The organism is Pseudomonas sp. PDM15 (genome assembly GCF_014851565.1).
GTDB lineage: Bacteria > Pseudomonadota > Gammaproteobacteria > Pseudomonadales > Pseudomonadaceae > Aquipseudomonas.
The window spans coordinates 321,689-336,752 of sequence record NZ_JACVAA010000005.1 but is presented as its reverse complement, the minus strand read 5'-3'; the positions used below and the strand labels follow the sequence as shown (position 1 = coordinate 336,752).

The 15,064-nt window shown below is 67.8% G+C and carries 13 protein-coding genes; 9 read left to right on the top strand and 4 right to left on the bottom strand.

Annotated elements, in window-relative coordinates:
* Nucleotides 1–14: 14 nt before the first annotated feature.
* The 4 genes from IB232_RS16210 to IB232_RS16195 are packed head-to-tail and all read left to right on the top strand — an operon-like array spanning nt 15 to nt 3,625.
* Nucleotides 15–569 carry a GNAT family N-acetyltransferase gene (locus tag IB232_RS16210; protein WP_192399638.1) on the top strand — a complete coding sequence of 185 codons (555 nt, stop codon included), beginning with the start codon at nt 15–17 and terminating at the stop codon, nt 567–569.
* Nucleotides 559–2,172: a SagB/ThcOx family dehydrogenase gene (locus tag IB232_RS16205; protein WP_192399637.1), complete on the top strand. Its 1,614-nt coding sequence runs from the start codon at nt 559–561 to the stop codon at nt 2,170–2,172. The genes IB232_RS16210 and IB232_RS16205 overlap by 11 nt, the downstream gene beginning before the upstream one ends.
* Nucleotides 2,169–3,038, top strand: a complete 870-nt coding sequence (gene tesB, locus IB232_RS16200) for an acyl-CoA thioesterase II (protein ID WP_192399636.1) — start codon at nt 2,169–2,171, stop codon at nt 3,036–3,038. Before IB232_RS16205 ends, tesB begins: the two co-directional genes overlap by 4 nt.
* Nucleotides 3,035–3,625 carry an HAD family hydrolase gene (locus IB232_RS16195; protein ID WP_192399635.1) on the top strand — a complete coding sequence of 197 codons (591 nt, stop codon included), beginning with the start codon at nt 3,035–3,037 and terminating at the stop codon, nt 3,623–3,625. Before tesB ends, IB232_RS16195 begins: the two co-directional genes overlap by 4 nt.
* On the opposite strand, the gene IB232_RS16190 is transcribed toward IB232_RS16195, so the two are convergent.
* Nucleotides 3,619–5,448 (bottom strand): long-chain-acyl-CoA synthetase, encoded by a 1,830-nt coding sequence (locus IB232_RS16190; protein WP_192399634.1) that lies wholly within the window; start codon nt 5,446–5,448, stop codon nt 3,619–3,621. The two genes, IB232_RS16195 and IB232_RS16190, sit on opposite strands and share 7 nt — an antisense overlap.
* Nucleotides 5,449–5,599: 151 nt before the next feature.
* Here IB232_RS16190 and IB232_RS16185 point away from each other — a divergent pair, with 151 nt between their 5' ends.
* Entirely contained in the window at nt 5,600–6,613 is a 1,014-nt protein-coding gene (locus tag IB232_RS16185; protein WP_192399633.1) for an AraC family transcriptional regulator, read from the top strand.
* On the opposite strand, the gene IB232_RS16180 is transcribed toward IB232_RS16185, so the two are convergent.
* Both IB232_RS16180 and IB232_RS16175 read right to left on the bottom strand, forming a co-directional pair.
* Entirely contained in the window at nt 6,610–7,482 is an 873-nt protein-coding gene (locus IB232_RS16180) for a neutral zinc metallopeptidase (protein ID WP_192399632.1), read from the bottom strand. The two genes, IB232_RS16185 and IB232_RS16180, sit on opposite strands and share 4 nt — an antisense overlap.
* A gap of 68 nt (nt 7,483–7,550) precedes the next feature.
* Nucleotides 7,551–7,982 carry a DUF411 domain-containing protein gene (locus IB232_RS16175; protein WP_192399631.1) on the bottom strand — a complete coding sequence of 144 codons (432 nt, stop codon included), beginning with the start codon at nt 7,980–7,982 and terminating at the stop codon, nt 7,551–7,553.
* 128 nt (nt 7,983–8,110) lie between these two features.
* Here IB232_RS16175 and IB232_RS16170 point away from each other — a divergent pair, with 128 nt between their 5' ends.
* The gene (locus tag IB232_RS16170) at nt 8,111–8,500 is read left to right on the top strand and encodes a DUF4345 domain-containing protein (RefSeq protein ID WP_192399630.1); all 390 of its coding nucleotides are present in this window, start codon (nt 8,111–8,113) and stop codon (nt 8,498–8,500) included.
* Here IB232_RS16170 and IB232_RS16165 read toward each other — a convergent pair.
* Nucleotides 8,486–9,121: a TetR family transcriptional regulator gene (locus IB232_RS16165; protein ID WP_192399629.1), complete on the bottom strand. Its 636-nt coding sequence runs from the start codon at nt 9,119–9,121 to the stop codon at nt 8,486–8,488. The two genes, IB232_RS16170 and IB232_RS16165, sit on opposite strands and share 15 nt — an antisense overlap.
* Nucleotides 9,122–9,283: 162 nt before the next feature.
* On the opposite strand from IB232_RS16165, the gene IB232_RS16160 reads away from it, so the two are divergent.
* Genes IB232_RS16160 through IB232_RS16150 form a run of 3 tightly spaced genes read left to right on the top strand, consistent with a single transcriptional unit; the run spans nt 9,284 to nt 15,018 of the window.
* On the top strand, nt 9,284–10,426 hold the full coding sequence (locus tag IB232_RS16160) for an efflux RND transporter periplasmic adaptor subunit (RefSeq protein ID WP_192399628.1): 1,143 nt from the start codon (nt 9,284–9,286) through the stop codon (nt 10,424–10,426).
* A gap of 12 nt (nt 10,427–10,438) precedes the next feature.
* The gene (locus tag IB232_RS16155) at nt 10,439–13,576 is read left to right on the top strand and encodes an efflux RND transporter permease subunit (RefSeq protein WP_192399627.1); all 3,138 of its coding nucleotides are present in this window, start codon (nt 10,439–10,441) and stop codon (nt 13,574–13,576) included.
* Entirely contained in the window at nt 13,573–15,018 is a 1,446-nt protein-coding gene (locus IB232_RS16150) for an AdeC/AdeK/OprM family multidrug efflux complex outer membrane factor (protein WP_192399626.1), read from the top strand. Before IB232_RS16155 ends, IB232_RS16150 begins: the two co-directional genes overlap by 4 nt.
* Nucleotides 15,019–15,064 lie beyond the last annotated feature (46 nt).

Here is a 15,064-nt window from a genome sequence, read left to right as displayed (position 1 = left end):
GGCGAGCCCAGTATATGACCACGACCCTGACCAGCGAGCGCCTGATCCTGCGGCCCTGGCGCGAAGACGATCTCGACGCCCTGGCGCAGCTGTGCGCCGATCCCGAAGTGATGGCGCATTTTCCCGCCGTGCTGGACCACGCCGGCAGCGCCGAGCTGCTCGGCAAGCTGATGGCGCACCAGGCCGAGCATGGCTTCACCTTCTGGTGTCTGGAGCGCCGCGAGGATGGCGCGGTGATCGGTTTCACCGGGCTGGCGCGAGTTGGCTTTGCAGCACCCTTCGTGCCGGCGGTGGAAACCGGATGGCGTCTGGCTCGGCCGTTCTGGGACCAGGGCTATGCGCTGGAGGCGGCGCGGCGTTCGTTGCAGTTCGCTTTCGAGGAGCTGGAGTTGAGCGAGGTGGTGGCCTTCACCGTGCCGGGCAATGTGCGCTCCTGGGGGCTGATGGAGCGCCTGGGTATGCGCCGCGATCTGGCTGACGACTTTGAGCATCCCGGCCTTCCGGTCGGCCATCCGCTGCGCGCGCACTGGCTCTATCGCATCGATCGGGAGGACTGGCGTGGACGCTGAGCAGCAGGTGCGCGCCTATCACGCGCTGAGCAAGCATGCGCCGAATGCCTATGCGCCGGGGCCTGGTCAGCTGGATTGGGCGACTCAGCCGGCCCCCTTTCGTCGCTATGCCGGGGCTCGTCTGATCGAGCTGTGGCAGCGCCCGCTGGAGGAGACGCCGGGTTACGACACGCCGTTCGCCGGGCCGATTGGCGCGCCGGCTCTGCTGAACCGCACCAGCCTCTCGCAGCTGCTGTATGACAGCCTGGCCCTGTCCGCCTGGAAGGAGGCCGGCGGTAATCGCTGGGCGCTGCGGGTCAATCCGTCGTCCGGCAACCTGCATCCGACCGAGGCCTATCTTCTGCTGCCGCCGGGCAGTGTCGAGAAGCCGGGACTGCTGGCGCATTACGCGCCTGATGCGCACGGCCTGGAGATTCGCGCCGAGCTGCCGCCGCCGTTGGGCGAGCAGTTGCAGGCCGCATTGCCGACCGGCGGCTTCCTGTTGGGGCTGGCCAGCATCCCCTGGCGCGAGGCCTGGAAATACGGCGAGCGGGCCTATCGCTACTGCCAGCACGACCTCGGCCACGCGCTGGCCTGCCTGAGCATTGCCGCCGCCATCCAGGGCTGGCAGGTGCGGCTGCTGCGCGGTGTCGCCGAAGCGCGGCTGGATGGCCTGCTGGGGCTGGATCGTGAGGGCTTCCACGAGACCGAGCATGGCGACTGCCTGCTGTGGATCGGGCCCGCCCAGGATAGGGAATTCACCTTGCCCGAGACGCTGCTGCGCGGGCTGGCAGCGCTGGAGGTGACTGGCGCACCCAATCGCCTGTCGCGCCAGTACCGCGAATGGCCGGAGCTGGTGCGGGTGCATGCGCTATGTCGCGCACCTGCCCTGACAGGGCTGAGCTGGCAAGCGCCGAGTGGCCACGACGGCAGCGACAATCCCGGCCTGCCGTTGCGGCCGATCCTGCATCGGCGGCGCAGCGCCCAGGCGTTCGACGGTCGCAGCGGCATCCAGGCCGAGCTGCTGTTCGCCTGGCTGCGGCGCCTGTTGCCAGCGAACTCGCCTGTGCCTTTCGCGCTGAGCTGTGAGCCGGCACAGGTCGATCTGCTGCTGTTCGTCCATCGCGTGCAGGGCCTGGAGCCGGGGTTGTACTGGCTGGCCCGTTGCGACGGCCAGCCCCAGCCGGAGGGGCTGCGAGCGGATTTCGTCTGGCAGCGCGTGCATGAGGAGCTCCCGCTGTACCGCCTGCTCGAAGGTGATGCCCGTGGCCTGGCCGGCTTCCTCTCCTGCGGCCAGGACATCGCCAGCGATGGCTGCGTGGCCCTGGCCATGCTGGCGCGTTTCGATGAGGCGCTGGCCGAGAGCATCTGGCGTTATCCGCGCTTGTACTGGGAGTGCGGGCAGATCGGCCAACTGCTGTATCTGGAGGCCGAGGCGGCGGGGCTGTCCGGTACCGGCATCGGCTGCTTCTTCGACGATCAGGTGCACGAATTGCTGGAACTGGCCGACAGCCGCTGGCAAAGCCTTTACCATTTCACCATTGGCCGCGCGGTGTGGGACGAACGCCTGAGCAGCGCGCCAGCCTATTCTGAATTGCGTGTGCCGCCGAGGAGCGATGTATGAGCCAAGTGCTGGATGATCTGGTGTCCCTGCTGAGCATGGAGCAGATCGAGGAAAACCTGTTCCGTGGGCGTAGTCAGGACCTGGGCTTCCGTCAACTGTTCGGCGGCCAGGTGCTCGGCCAGTGCGTGTCGGCGGCCAACCAGACGGTAGAAGAGGCGCGCCACGTGCACTCGCTGCACGGCTACTTCCTGCGCCCCGGCGATGCCGCATTGCCGGTGGTGTACAGCGTCGACCGCGTGCGCGACGGCGGCAGCTTCAGCACCCGGCGGGTCACGGCGATCCAGAAGGGTCAGCCGATCTTTACCTGCAGCGCCTCGTTCCAGGCCGAGGAGAACGGCTTCCATCACCAGCTGCCGATGCCCGACGTGCCCGGCCCCGAGGGCCTGCCCTCGGAGACCGACCTGGCGCGCCAGGTGGCGCACCTGATCCCCGAGCGCATGCGCGAGCGGATGACCAGCGACAAGCCGATCGAGATCCGCCCGGTGACCCGCATCAACCCCTTCGCCCCGCAGCCCTGCGATCCGGTGAAGTACGTGTGGTTCCGCGCCGCCGGTCCGCTTCCGGCCGAGCCGCAGCTGCACAAGCTGCTGCTGGCCTACGCCAGCGACTTCAACCTGCTGACCACCTCGATGCAGCCGCATGGGGTGTCGGTGTTCCAGAAGTTCATGCAGGTGGCCAGCCTCGACCATGCCCTGTGGTTCCACGGCGACCTGCGCATGGACGACTGGCTGCTGTACGCCATGGACAGCCCCTGGGCCGGCAACGCCCGCGGCTTCGCCCGCGCCAGCATCTTCAATCGCGCCGGCCAACTGGTCGCCTCGTCCTGCCAGGAGGGGCTGACCCGCCTGCGCGAGGACTGGAAGTGAGGTTAAGAGCAGCGCGCCATTGGGTATTCGACATGGACGGCACCCTGACGGTGGCCGTGCATGACTTCCCGGCGATCAAGCGCGCGCTGGGCATTCCCCAGGACCAGGACATCCTCCACCACCTGGCCGCGCTGCCGGCGGACGAGGCCGCTGCCAAGCACGCCTGGCTGCTGGAGCATGAGCGCGAGCTGGCTATCGGCTCGGTGGCTGCTGTCGGCGCCGTGGATCTGGTGCGCGCGCTGCACCAGCGTGGCTGCCGCCTCGGCATTCTCACCCGCAACGCCCACGAACTGGCGCTGCTGACCCTGGCCGCCATCGGCCTCGGCGATTGCTTCGACACGGCCGATGTGATCGGTCGCGGCGAGGCTATTCCCAAGCCCGACCCGGACGGCCTGTTGCAACTGGCAGCGCGCTGGGGTGTGCAGCCGGGCGAGATGGTCATGGTCGGCGACTACCGTTTCGACCTCGACTGCGCCCGAGCCGCCGGTGCACAGGGCGTGCTGGTCAACCTGCCGGACAATCCCTGGCCGGAGCTGACGGATCACCATGCCTTGGATTGCCAGGCGCTGCTGGCCGCCCTTCAGTAGCGATACTCGCCGCCCTGAATCGCCCTATGCAGCTCGGTGCTGACCGCCACGTAGTTCTCCGTGCCTGGTAGCCAGGCATACAGCGGGTCGGTGCAGCGTGCCGGGTCGAAGCCCTGGTCCTTGAGTGGTGCCTTCTTGTGCTTGAAGGTGCCGGTGGTCTCCATCTTCTCGCTCAGGCGCAGGAACAGCGGCACGGCGTAGTGCGGCAGCTCGCGGCGCAGCTCAGTGAGCAGGCCCTGGAAGTCGAACTCGGCCGGCGCGCGATCCAGGCGGATGCAGGCCATGCCGGCGCGGCCGTTGGTGCCGGCGATTTCCACGCCGTAGACCACCGCCTCGCCGACGCCTTCGATGCTGTCCAGCACCGTTTCCACCTCGGTGGTGGAGACGTTCTCGCCCTTCCAGCGGAAGGTGTCACCGAGGCGGTCGACGAACTGGGCGTGGCGCCAGCCCTGGTGCAGCATCAGGTCGCCGGTGTTGAACCAGGCGTCGCCCGACTTGAACACGTCGCGCAGGATGCAGCTCTCGGTCTTGGCCGGGTCGGTGTAGCCGTGGAACGGCGTCTTCGCGGTGATCTCGCCGATCAGCAGGCCGGGCTCGCCGGGCTTCACCCGTTGCAGGCGGCCTTGTTCGTCACGCAGCGGCGCCTCGCTGTCGCGGTCGTAGCGGACGATGGCGTAGGGATAGGGGGTGAAGCCCACCGTGTTGTCCAGGTTGAGCAGGTTGGTGAAGCCGATGTTGCTCTCGCTGGAGGCGTAGAACTCGACCACCCGCTCAATGCCGAAGCGCTGCTTGAAGGTGCCCCAGATGGCCGGGCGCATGCCGTTGCCGACCATGATGCGCAGCGGGTTGTCGGAATCGTCCGGGCTGGCCGGGCGGTCCAGCAGGTAGCGGCACAGCTCGCCGACATAGCCGAAGGCGGTGGCGCCGTGGCGGCGCACTTCGTCGAGGAAGCGGCTGGCGCTGAAGCGCCGCACCATGATCAGCGCGGCCCCGGCTGACAGCACCGAGCCCCAGCACACCACCATGGCGGTGGCGTGGTAGAAGGGCAGGCTGCAGTACAGGCGGTCGTAGCGGCTCAGGCGCACGGCGCCGAAACCGAAGATGCCGTAGCCCTTGAGGAAGCGGCCGTGGTTGAACACCACGGCTTTGGGCAGCCCGGTGGTGCCGGAGGTGTAGATGTAGAAGCAGGGATCCTCGGCCTGCACGGGGCGCGTCAGCAGCGGCTTGCTGTCTGTGTGCGCGGCCAGATCGGCGGCCGGGTGCTGCCAGCCACTCGGGGCTTGGCCGGGGTCGCGCCAGGTCGGGCGGTCGGCGAAGTAGTAGCGGCCGTCGGCCGGCAGCTGCAGCTGTTCCTGCACCTCTTCGAAGGCACCCAGCAGCTCTTCGCCGACCAGGGCGACGCGTGGCTTCACCAGGTTGATGCTGTGGGCCAGCACCTGGCCGCGCTGGCTGTTGTTGAGCAGCGCCACCACCATGCCGAGCTTGGCGCAGGCGGTGACGCAGGCCAGCAGCTCCAGGCGGTTGTCCATCAGCAGCACGACGCAGTCGCCCTGTTGCAGGCCGCCGGCGCGTAGGCGGTGGGCCAGGCGATTGGTCCACTGGTCGAACTCGGCGTAGGTCAGCTGCTCGTCACCCTGGATCAGCGCGAGGCCGTCGGGGTTGCCGCGAGTGGCGCGCTCCACGCAATCGGCCAGGCCGCCGACGGCACTACCGCGTGCGCGACTGGCGAGGCGCAGGCCGCGGATGATGCCGGGCAGGCCGGCGAGCAGGTAGGGCACGCGCGACAGCAGGCGCGGCAGGGTGATAACGGCGGGATGGCTCATGGCAGATCCTGAGGTGTTGTTGTTATTCCCCGCAATCTACGCAAGGCCGCGTCGGGCTGTTGATAGCCTGCGGTCGCAAGGGACTGGCAATTCGTCTCATGGGCGGCGCACAATCGAGCGACCCCGCCACAGGTGAAAGGATTTGCCGACCATGCTGGACTCCGCCCCGAGTGCCACCGCATCGCTGCTGCTGGACCTCTACCAAAGCCTGCGCCAGTTGCAGCTGGTGGGGCCGGACGACCTCGTCGAGCTGGGCTTGGCGCCGGAGCCGCGCCTGGACCTGGAGGCGCGCATCCCGGTGGCCTGGTTGCTGCGCCTGTGGCAGTTGGCGGCGGAACGCGGAGCGCCGGCCGACATCGGTCTACTCCTCGGTCAGCAGCGCGGCCTGCGCACCCGCGGCCCGGTGGCCAGCCTGGCGGCGATGAGCGCGACCATCGGCGAGGCGCTGCAGCTGTTCAGCCAGCACAGCCCGGTGATGAGCGAGTGCGAGAACCTGCGCGTGGAGCTGCTCGGCGAGCGGGTGCGCATCTGCTTCCTGTTCACCGCGCCGCTGGTCAACCATCCGCCGGCCTGCGAATACAGCCTGAGCTCGGCCCTGTGCTGGGGCCGGCAGATGAGTGGCGTACGCCTGCTGCCGTTGCTGGTGGGCTTCCGCCACATGCCGCTGGCCGGCTCTGCCAGCTACCGGCAGATACTCGGTTGCCCGGTGCGTTTCGGCGAGCCGCTGGACTATATCGAGATGGCGGCGGAGGACATGCAGCTGCCGCTGCACAGCGGCAACGACTACCTCAAGGGCCTGCTGCTGCAGCGGGTCAGCGACATGCAGGCGCAGCTGCCGAGCCACCACAGCCTGCGCCAGCAGGTGCTGCACCTGATCGAACTGGGTTTGGTGGATGGCGCCTTCTCGGTGCAGGCGGTGGCGCGGCGGTTACGCACCAGCCGGCAGACCCTGCACCGCCACCTGCGCGAGGAAGGTTGCAGCTTTTCCGAGCTGCTCGCCGAGGTGCGCCGCGAGCATGCGCTGCGGCGTCTGCGCCAGGCGGACTGCCGTATCGAGCAGCTCAGCCGCGAGCTGGGCTTCGCCGAACCGAGCGCCTTCTACAAGGCGTTCAAGGGCTGGTTCGGCGTATCGCCCAAGGCCTATCAGGAAAAAGCCCAGGCCTAGAGGCGGGCGGCCTTGAAGGTATCGCAGCGCCCCGGTTCGCCATGGTCGAAGCCGGTGCGGAACCAGCGCATGCGCTGGGCCGAGGTGCCATGGGTGAAGGAGTCTGGCACCACGGTGCCGCGCGATTGCTTCTGCAGGCGGTCGTCGCCGATGGCGTTGGCAGCGTTCAGCGCCTCTTCCAGATCGCCCGGTTCCAGCCAGTTCAGGCGCTGCTGGGCGTGGTGCGCCCAGACGCCGGCCAGGCAGTCGGCCTGCAGCTCCTGGCGCACCACCAGGCCATTGTCGCCTTCCACCCGCTCTCCACGCTGGCGCGCCGCGTTGACCTTGGCCGAGACGCCGAGCAGGGTCTGCACATGGTGGCCGACCTCGTGGGCGATCACGTAGGCCTGGGCGAAGTCGCCGGCGGCAGAGAAGCGGGTTTCCATTTCGCGGAAGAACGACAGGTCGAGATACACCTGGCGATCACCGGGGCAATAGAAGGGGCCGACGGCGGCGTCAGCGAAGCCGCAGGCCGAGCGCACGCCGCCACTGAAGAGGATGAGTTTGGGGTCCTGGTACTGCTTGCCTGAGGCCTGGAAGATGGCGCGCCAGGTGTCCTCGGTGTCGCCCAGCACGGCGCGGACGAATTCGCTCTGCGGGTCGTTGGCCGCCGGTGCGCGTTGTTCCTGCACCGGAGCGCCCTGCTGCATGCCCTGGTTGACCACGTTGCCAAGGATGGTCAGCGGGTCCTGGCCCATCAGCACGCCGACCACCACGACGATGGCGATGCCGCCCAGGCTCAGGCCCTTGCCACCGCCGAAGCGCATGCCGCCACCGCCGCCGCGGGCGTCCACCACGTTGTCGCTGCGTCTACCTCGTTCCCAGCGCATGGCCGCGCTCCTTCAGTCCGTCGAGGCTGACAGTGTCGTCGCCTCGGCGGGAGCGCGCCAGCCCGTGGTTACTTGGCCGGATAGTCGGCGAGCACGCTCTCCTTGCCGTTCTTGCCCAGGCCAATCACCTGGTAGGCGTCCACGCGGCCAGTTTCCATGCCTGGCGAGCCATGCGGCATGCCGGGTACGGCGGCGCCGAGCAGGTCGGGGCGGCCCTGCAGGGCGAGGATGTCGCGGGCCGGCACGTGGCCCTCGACGAATTTGCCGTCGATCACGCCGGTGTGGCACGAGGCCAGGCGCGGCGGCACGCCGAGGCGTTGTTTGACTGCGCTCATGTCACTCTCGACATGGTCGTTGACCTGGATGCCGTTGTCTTGCAGATGGCTGATCCAGGCCTTGCAGCAGCCGCAATTGGCGTCGCGATGGACGTCCATGGTGACGGGCTCGGCGGCCTGGGTGGCGCTGGCGAACAGCAGGGCGGCGAGAGGCAGGAGGCGCATGGCGGGTTCCTCGGGCAGGATGGATTCGTCGCAGGATAGCGCCACGGCCCGAGGCGTCCCAGCACCGGACTGTTTCCGTCTGCGACGCCGAGGCCTATGCTCGGTGTCCCTACCAGGAGAGATCGCCGATGCTGCCCGCCCGCATCCTGTTGGCCATCCAGGCCCTGCTACTCGCCGGCTTCGGCCTGGCCTACTTCATCCGCCCCCAGGAGATGGCCAATCTCAGCGGCATGCTGCTGATGGCGCCGGCCTCGGTCACCGACGTGCGCGCCTACTACGGCGGCCTGCAACTGGGCCTGGCGGTGTGGCTGGGCCTGGCGCTGCTGCGTTCCGATCTGCTGCGCCCGGCGCTGATGCTGCTGGTGCTGCTCTACGCCAGCCTGTTCGTCGCGCGCCTGGGCGGCCTGTGGCTGGACGGCGGCGCGCAGCAGACCTTCAACCTCTACGCCATGCTGTTCGAAGGCGTGTCGGCCGGACTGGCGTTCTGGCTGTTGCGCCGGAGTTCAGCGACGGCGTAGGGCGTGGCTGCAGCGCAGCATGTCGAGCAGGGCATCGACGAATCGCTCGGCCTGTTCTGCCAGCGAGTCTGCCCCCGGCGCCAATAGCCAGTTGGCCTGCAGGCCATGGATATAACCATGCAGGCACAGGGTGGCGCGGCGACAGTCGAGGTCGGCCGGCAGCTGGCCCTTGCTGACCGCGTTGCGTAGCGACTTCTCGATCCGCTCGTCGCACTCCAGGTGCAGCGCCTGCATCTTCTGGCGCAGGTCGCCGAGGTCGTCGGTGTACTCGCACTTGTGCTGCAGGATCTCCTGGATGCGCCGGGTCTGCGGGTCCAGTTCGATGTTGCGCAGCAGGCGCACCAGCAGCTCGCGGGTATGTCCCAGCGGGTTCGGCTCGTCCTCGCGTTCGCTGGCCTGGGCCAGCTCCTCCAGCGGCAGGTGCAGGCGCTCTAGCATGGCCTGGAACAGGTCGACCTTGTTCTGGAAGTGCCAATAGATGGCGCCGCGGGTCACCCCCGCGCCGCTGGCGATATCGGCCAGCGAGGTGCGCGAAACCCCACGCTCATGGAACAGGTGCTCGGCGGCGTCGAGGATGCTCTGACGGGTTTCTTCGGCTTCTTCTTTGGTGCGTCGGACCATGCTGGGCAGTGTGTAAAGGTTGGGAAAAGTTGTATCAGCGGTTAGCTTTCGCGTTTACAAACATTCTAGTACGTAAGTATATTTCCGCACCAGCCAAACAGATTCCCTTCCCCGCGCCCGGTCTCTTCTGACCGGGCCGTCTATGACATGAGGTCGATTCAGATGCAGAAGAAACCAGCCCTCGCAGCCATGGTTTCCGCCGTCGCTCTGGCGACGTTGGTGCTCGCCGGTTGCCAGGAGGGCGCCGCGCCTCCCGCCGCGCAAACGCCTCAGGTAGGCATCGTCACCCTGCAGCCACAGCCTTTCACCCTCACCGCCGAACTGCCGGGGCGCACCAGCGCCTACCGCATCGCCGAGGTACGCCCGCAGGTCGACGGCATTCTGCAGAAGCGCCTGTTCAAAGAAGGCTCGGAGGTCAAGGCCGGGCAGCAGCTGTATCAGATCGATCCGGCCGTGTACCAGGCCAGCTACAAGAGCGCCCAGGCCACCCTGGCCTCGACCGGCTCGCTGGCCGAGCGCTACAAGGACCTGATCAGCGACCAGGCCGTGAGCAAGCAGGCCTACGACGAGGCCGAAGCCGCCCGCCTGCAAGCCGAGGCCGCACTGGAGAAGGCGCGCATCGACCTGCGCTACACCAAGGTGCTGGCGCCGATCTCCGGTCGTGTCGGCCGTTCCGCCGTCACCGAGGGCGCGCTGGTCAACAACGGCCAGGCCGCTGCGCTGGCCACCATCCAGCAGCTCGACCCGATCTACGTCGACGTCACCCAACCGACCAAGGACCTGTTGCGCCTGCGTCGTGAGCTGGCCAGCGGGCAGCTGGAAAAGGCCGGCGCCAATGCCGCCAAGGTCAAGCTGAAGCTGGAAGACGGCAGCGAGTATGCCCACGAGGGCACCCTGGAATTCTCCGAGGTGTCGGTGGATGAAGGCACCGGTTCGGTGATCCTGCGCGCCGTGTTCCCCAACCCCGAGCACGACCTGCTGCCGGGCATGTTCGTGCATGCCCAACTCAGCTCCGGCGTGCGCCAGCAGGCCATCCTCGCGCCGCAGCAGGGCATCACCCGCGACCTCAAGGGCCAGGCCACCGCGCTGGTGGTGAATGCCGAGAACAAGGTCGAGCTGCGCCAGCTGGAGGCCGACCGCACCGTCGGCAACCTGTGGCTGGTGACCAAGGGCCTCAACCCGGGTGACAGGCTGATCACCGAAGGCCTGCAGTTCGTTCGCCCCGGTGCCGAAGTGCAGACCGCGCCCGCGACCAATGTCGCCGCAACCCAGTCGGTTGACCCCGACCTGGCCCAGCGTCACTAAGGAGCGCCGCGCATGTCGAAGTTCTTCATCGACCGACCGATCTTCGCCTGGGTGATTGCCCTGGTGATCATGCTGGCCGGCGGCCTGGCCATCCTCAAACTGCCGATCAACCAGTACCCGAGCATCGCCGCGCCCGCCGTCGGCATCCAGGTCAGCTACCCCGGCGCCTCGGCGCAGACGGTGCAGGACACCGTGGTGCAGGTGATCGAGCAACAGCTCAACGGTATCGACGGCCTGCGCTACATCAGCTCGGAGAGCAACTCCGACGGCAGCATGGCCATCACCGCTACCTTCGAGCAGGGCACCAACCCGGACATCGCCCAGGTGCAGGTGCAGAACAAGCTGCAGCTGGCCACCCCGTTGCTGCCGCAGGAAGTGCAGCAGCAGGGCATCCGCGTGACCAAGGCAGTGAAGAACTTCCTGCTGGTGATCGGCGTGGTCTCGGCCGACGGCTCCATGGACAAGAACGACCTGTCCAACTACATCGTCTCCAACATGCAGGACCCGATCTCGCGGACCAAGGGCGTCGGCGACTTCCAGGTGTTCGGCTCGCAGTACGCCATGCGCATCTGGCTCGATCCGGCCAGGCTGAACAACTACCAGCTGACCCCGGTGGACGTAAAGGGCGCGATCCAGGCGCAGAACGTCCAGGTCTCCTCCGGCCAGCTCGGCGGCCTGCCGGCCTCGCCGGGCACCCAGCTGAACGCCACCATCATCGGCAAGACGCGCCTGCAGACGCCCGAGCAGTTCGGCGCGATCCTGCTCAAGGTCAACCGCGACGGCTCCCAGGTGCGCCTGCGCGATGTCGCCAGGGTCGAGCTGGGTGGCGAGAACTACGCCATCAGTGCGCAGTTCAACGGCAAGCCGGCTTCGGGCATGGCGATCAAGCTGGCCACCGGCGCCAACGCGCTGGACACCGCCAAGGCGATCCGCACCACCATCGACCAGCTCAAGCCGTTCTTCCCGGCGGGCATGGAAGTGGTGTTCCCCTACGACACCACGCCGGTGGTATCGGCCTCCATCGAGGGTGTGCTGCACACCCTGGGCGAGGCCATCGTGCTGGTGTTCCTGGTGATGTTCCTGTTCCTGCAGAACTTGCGCGCCACCATCATCCCCACCCTGGCGGTGCCGGTGGTGCTGCTCGGCACCTTCGGCGTGCTGGCGATGTTCGGTTTCACCATCAACACCCTGACCATGTTCGCCATGGTCCTGGCCATCGGCCTGCTGGTGGACGATGCCATCGTGGTGGTGGAGAACGTCGAGCGGGTGATGGCCGAGGAAGGCCTGTCGCCGCTGGAGGCCACGCGCAAGTCCATGGGCCAGATCCAGGGCGCGCTGGTCGGTATCGCCCTGGTGCTGTCGGCGGTGTTCCTGCCGATGGCCTTCTTCGGCGGCTCCACCGGGGTGATCTACAAGCAGTTCTCGATCACCATCGTCTCGGCCATGGCGCTGTCTGTGCTGGTCGCCCTGGTGTTCACCCCGGCGCTCTGCGCCACCATGCTCAAGCCCATCGCCAAGGGCCACCACGCGCCCAAGCGCGGCTTCTTCGGCTGGTTCAACCGCACCTTCGACCGTAGCGTCAACGGCTACGAGCGTGGCGTGCGTGCCATCCTCAAGCGCAAGGCGCCGTACATCGTGCTGTACCTGGTCATCGTCGCGATCATGGCCTGGATGTTCACCCGCATCCCCACCGCCTTCCTGCCCGAGGAAGACCAGGGCGTGCTGTTCGCCCAGGTGCAGACCCCGGCAGGCGCCAGTGCCGAGCGCACCCAGGCGGTGGTCGACCAGATGCGCGAATACCTGCTGGACGCGGAGAAGGACACGGTGAAGTCGGTGTTCACCGTCACCGGCTTCAACTTCGCCGGGCGCGGGCAGAGCTCGGGCATGGCCTTCATCATGCTCAAACCCTGGGAAGAGCGTCCGGGCGCCGAGCACAGCGTGTTCAGCCTGGCCCAGCGCGCCCAGCAGCACTTCTTCAGCTTCCGCGATGCCATGGTGTTCGCCTTCGCCCCGCCGGCGGTGCTGGAGCTGGGAAATGCCACCGGCTTCAACTTCTTCCTGCAGGACCGCGCCGGCGTCGGCCACGAGCAGCTCAACGCCGCGCGGGACAAGTTCCTCGAGCTGGCGAAGAGCAACCCGGTGCTGGCCCGCGTGCGCGCCAACGGCCTGTACGACGAGCCGCAGTACCAGCTGCAGATCGACGACGAGAAGGCCCGCGCCCACGGCGTGTCGCTGGCGGACATCAACAACACCGTGTCCATCGCCTGGGGCGCCAGCTACGTCAACGACTTCATCGACCGCGGCCGGGTGAAGAAGGTCTACCTGCAGGGCGTGCCCGAGGCGCGGATGAATCCGGACGACCTCGGCAAGTGGTACGTGCGCAACGACCAGGGCGAGATGGTGCCGTTCAGTGCCTTCGCCTCCGGCGAGTGGATCTACGGCGCGCCGAAGCTGTCCCGCTACAACGGCGTGCCGGCCATCGAGATCCTCGGTGAACCGGCGCCGGGGCACAGCTCGGGCGAGGCCATGGCCGCGGTCGAGCAGATCATCGCCCAGCTGCCGGCCGGTATCGGCTATTCCTGGAGCGGGCTGTCCTACGAGGAGCGCCTGTCCGGCGCCCAGGCTCCGGCGCTGTACGCGCTGTCGCTGCTGGTGGTGTTCCTCTGCCTGGCGGCGCTGTACGAAAGCTGGTCGATCCCGTTCTCGGTGATGCTGGTGGTGCCGCTGGGGATCATCGGTGCGCTGCTGTTCACCAGCATGCGCGGCCTGAGCAACGACGTGTTCTTCCAGGTCGGCCTGCTCACCACCATTGGCCTTTCGGCGAAGAACGCGATCCTCATCGTAGAGTTCGCCAAGGAGCTGCACGAGCAGGGCCGCAGCCTGTTCGACGCGGCCATCGAGGCCTGCCGCATGCGCCTGCGCCCGATCATCATGACCTCGCTGGCGTTCATCCTCGGCGTGGTGCCGATGGCGATCTCCACCGGCGCCGGTTCCGGCAGCCAGCATGCCATCGGTACCGGCGTGATCGGCGGCATGCTCACCGCGACCGTGCTGGCGATCTTCTGGGTGCCGCTGTTCTACGTTCTGGTCTGCTCGCTGTTCAAGGACAAGCGCAGCAAAGATGCCATCAGAGAGGAGGCCGTCCAGTGAGGCAGTCCCTGTTGTCCCTTGCCGTCGCCAGCGTCCTGCTCGGCGGCTGCAGCCTGATTCCCGATTACCAGCGCCCGGAGGCTCCGGTCGACGGCGCCTGGCCGCAAGGCGCGGCCTACACCGGCAACGGCGCCGCGCAGACCGATGTGGCGGCCGCCGCCCTGGGCTGGCGCGAGTTCTTCAAGGACCCGGCGCTGCAGGGCCTGGTGGAGACCGCCCTGGCCAACAACCGCGACCTGCGCATCGCCGCGCTCAACGTCGATGCCTACCGCGCCCAGCACCGCATCCAGCGCTCGGAGCTGTTCCCCAGCATCTCCGCCGCCGGCAGCGGTACCCGCCAGCGCCTGCCGGGCGACCTGTCGTCCAGTGGCGAGACCACCACCAGTGGCCAGTACAGCGCCACGGTCGGCACCAGCGCCTGGGAAATCGACTTCTTCGGCCGTCTGCGCAGCCTCGACGAGCAGGCCCTGGAGCAGTACTTCGCCAGCGAAGAGGCGCAGCGCAGCACGCAGATCAGCCTGGTGGCCAGCGTGGCCAACGCTTACCTGACCCTGCAGGCCGACCAGCAACTGCTGCAGCTGACCCGCGACACCCTGGAGACCTACCGCAAGAGCTACGCCCTGACCGAGCGCAGCTTCAACGTTGGCGTGGCCGATGCGCTGGCGCTGAGCCAGGCGCGCACCTCGGTGCAGAGCGCCGAAGCCAGCCTGGCGCAGTACAGCCGCCTGGTCGCCCAGGACCGTAACGCCCTGGCCTTACTGCTGGGTGGCGGTGTGCCGGCTGACCTGCCGCAAGGCGAAGTGCTGGGCAGCGACCTGCTCGCCGAAGTACCGGCCGGGCTGCCGTCCGAGCTGCTGCAACGGCGTCCGGACCTGCTCCAGGCCGAGCACCAGCTCAAGGCGGCCAATGCCAGCATCGGTGCGGCGCGCGCGGCGTTCTTCCCCAGCATCAGCCTGACCGCCAATGCCGGCAGCGCCAGCAGCGAGCTGTCCGGCCTGTTCGATGGCGGCTCGGGCAACTGGCTGTTCCAGCCGTCTATCAACCTGCCGATCTTCACGGCCGGCCGGCTCAAGGCCAACCTGGACTACGCCGAGGTGCAGAAGAATATCCAGGTGGCGAGCTACGAGAAGGCGATCCAGACCGCCTTCCAGGAAGTCGCCGACGGCCTGGCCGCCCGCACCACCTACGAGCAGCAGCTCAGCGCCCAGCGTGCGCTGGTCGGTACCAGCGAGGAGTACTACCGCCTCGCCGAGCGCCGCTTCCGCACCGGGGTGGACAGCTACCTGACCCTGCTCGACGCCCAGCGCCAGCTGTTCAGCGCCCAGCAGCAACTGATCGGCGACCGCCTCAACCAGCTCACCAGCGAGGTCAACCTGTACAAGGCCCTCGGTGGCGGTTGGAACGAGCAGACCACGTTGGCGGCCGCACCGGCGGCGGACTGACGGTCGGCCTGGAATGAAAAAGCCCCGGTATGCCGGGGCTTTTTTG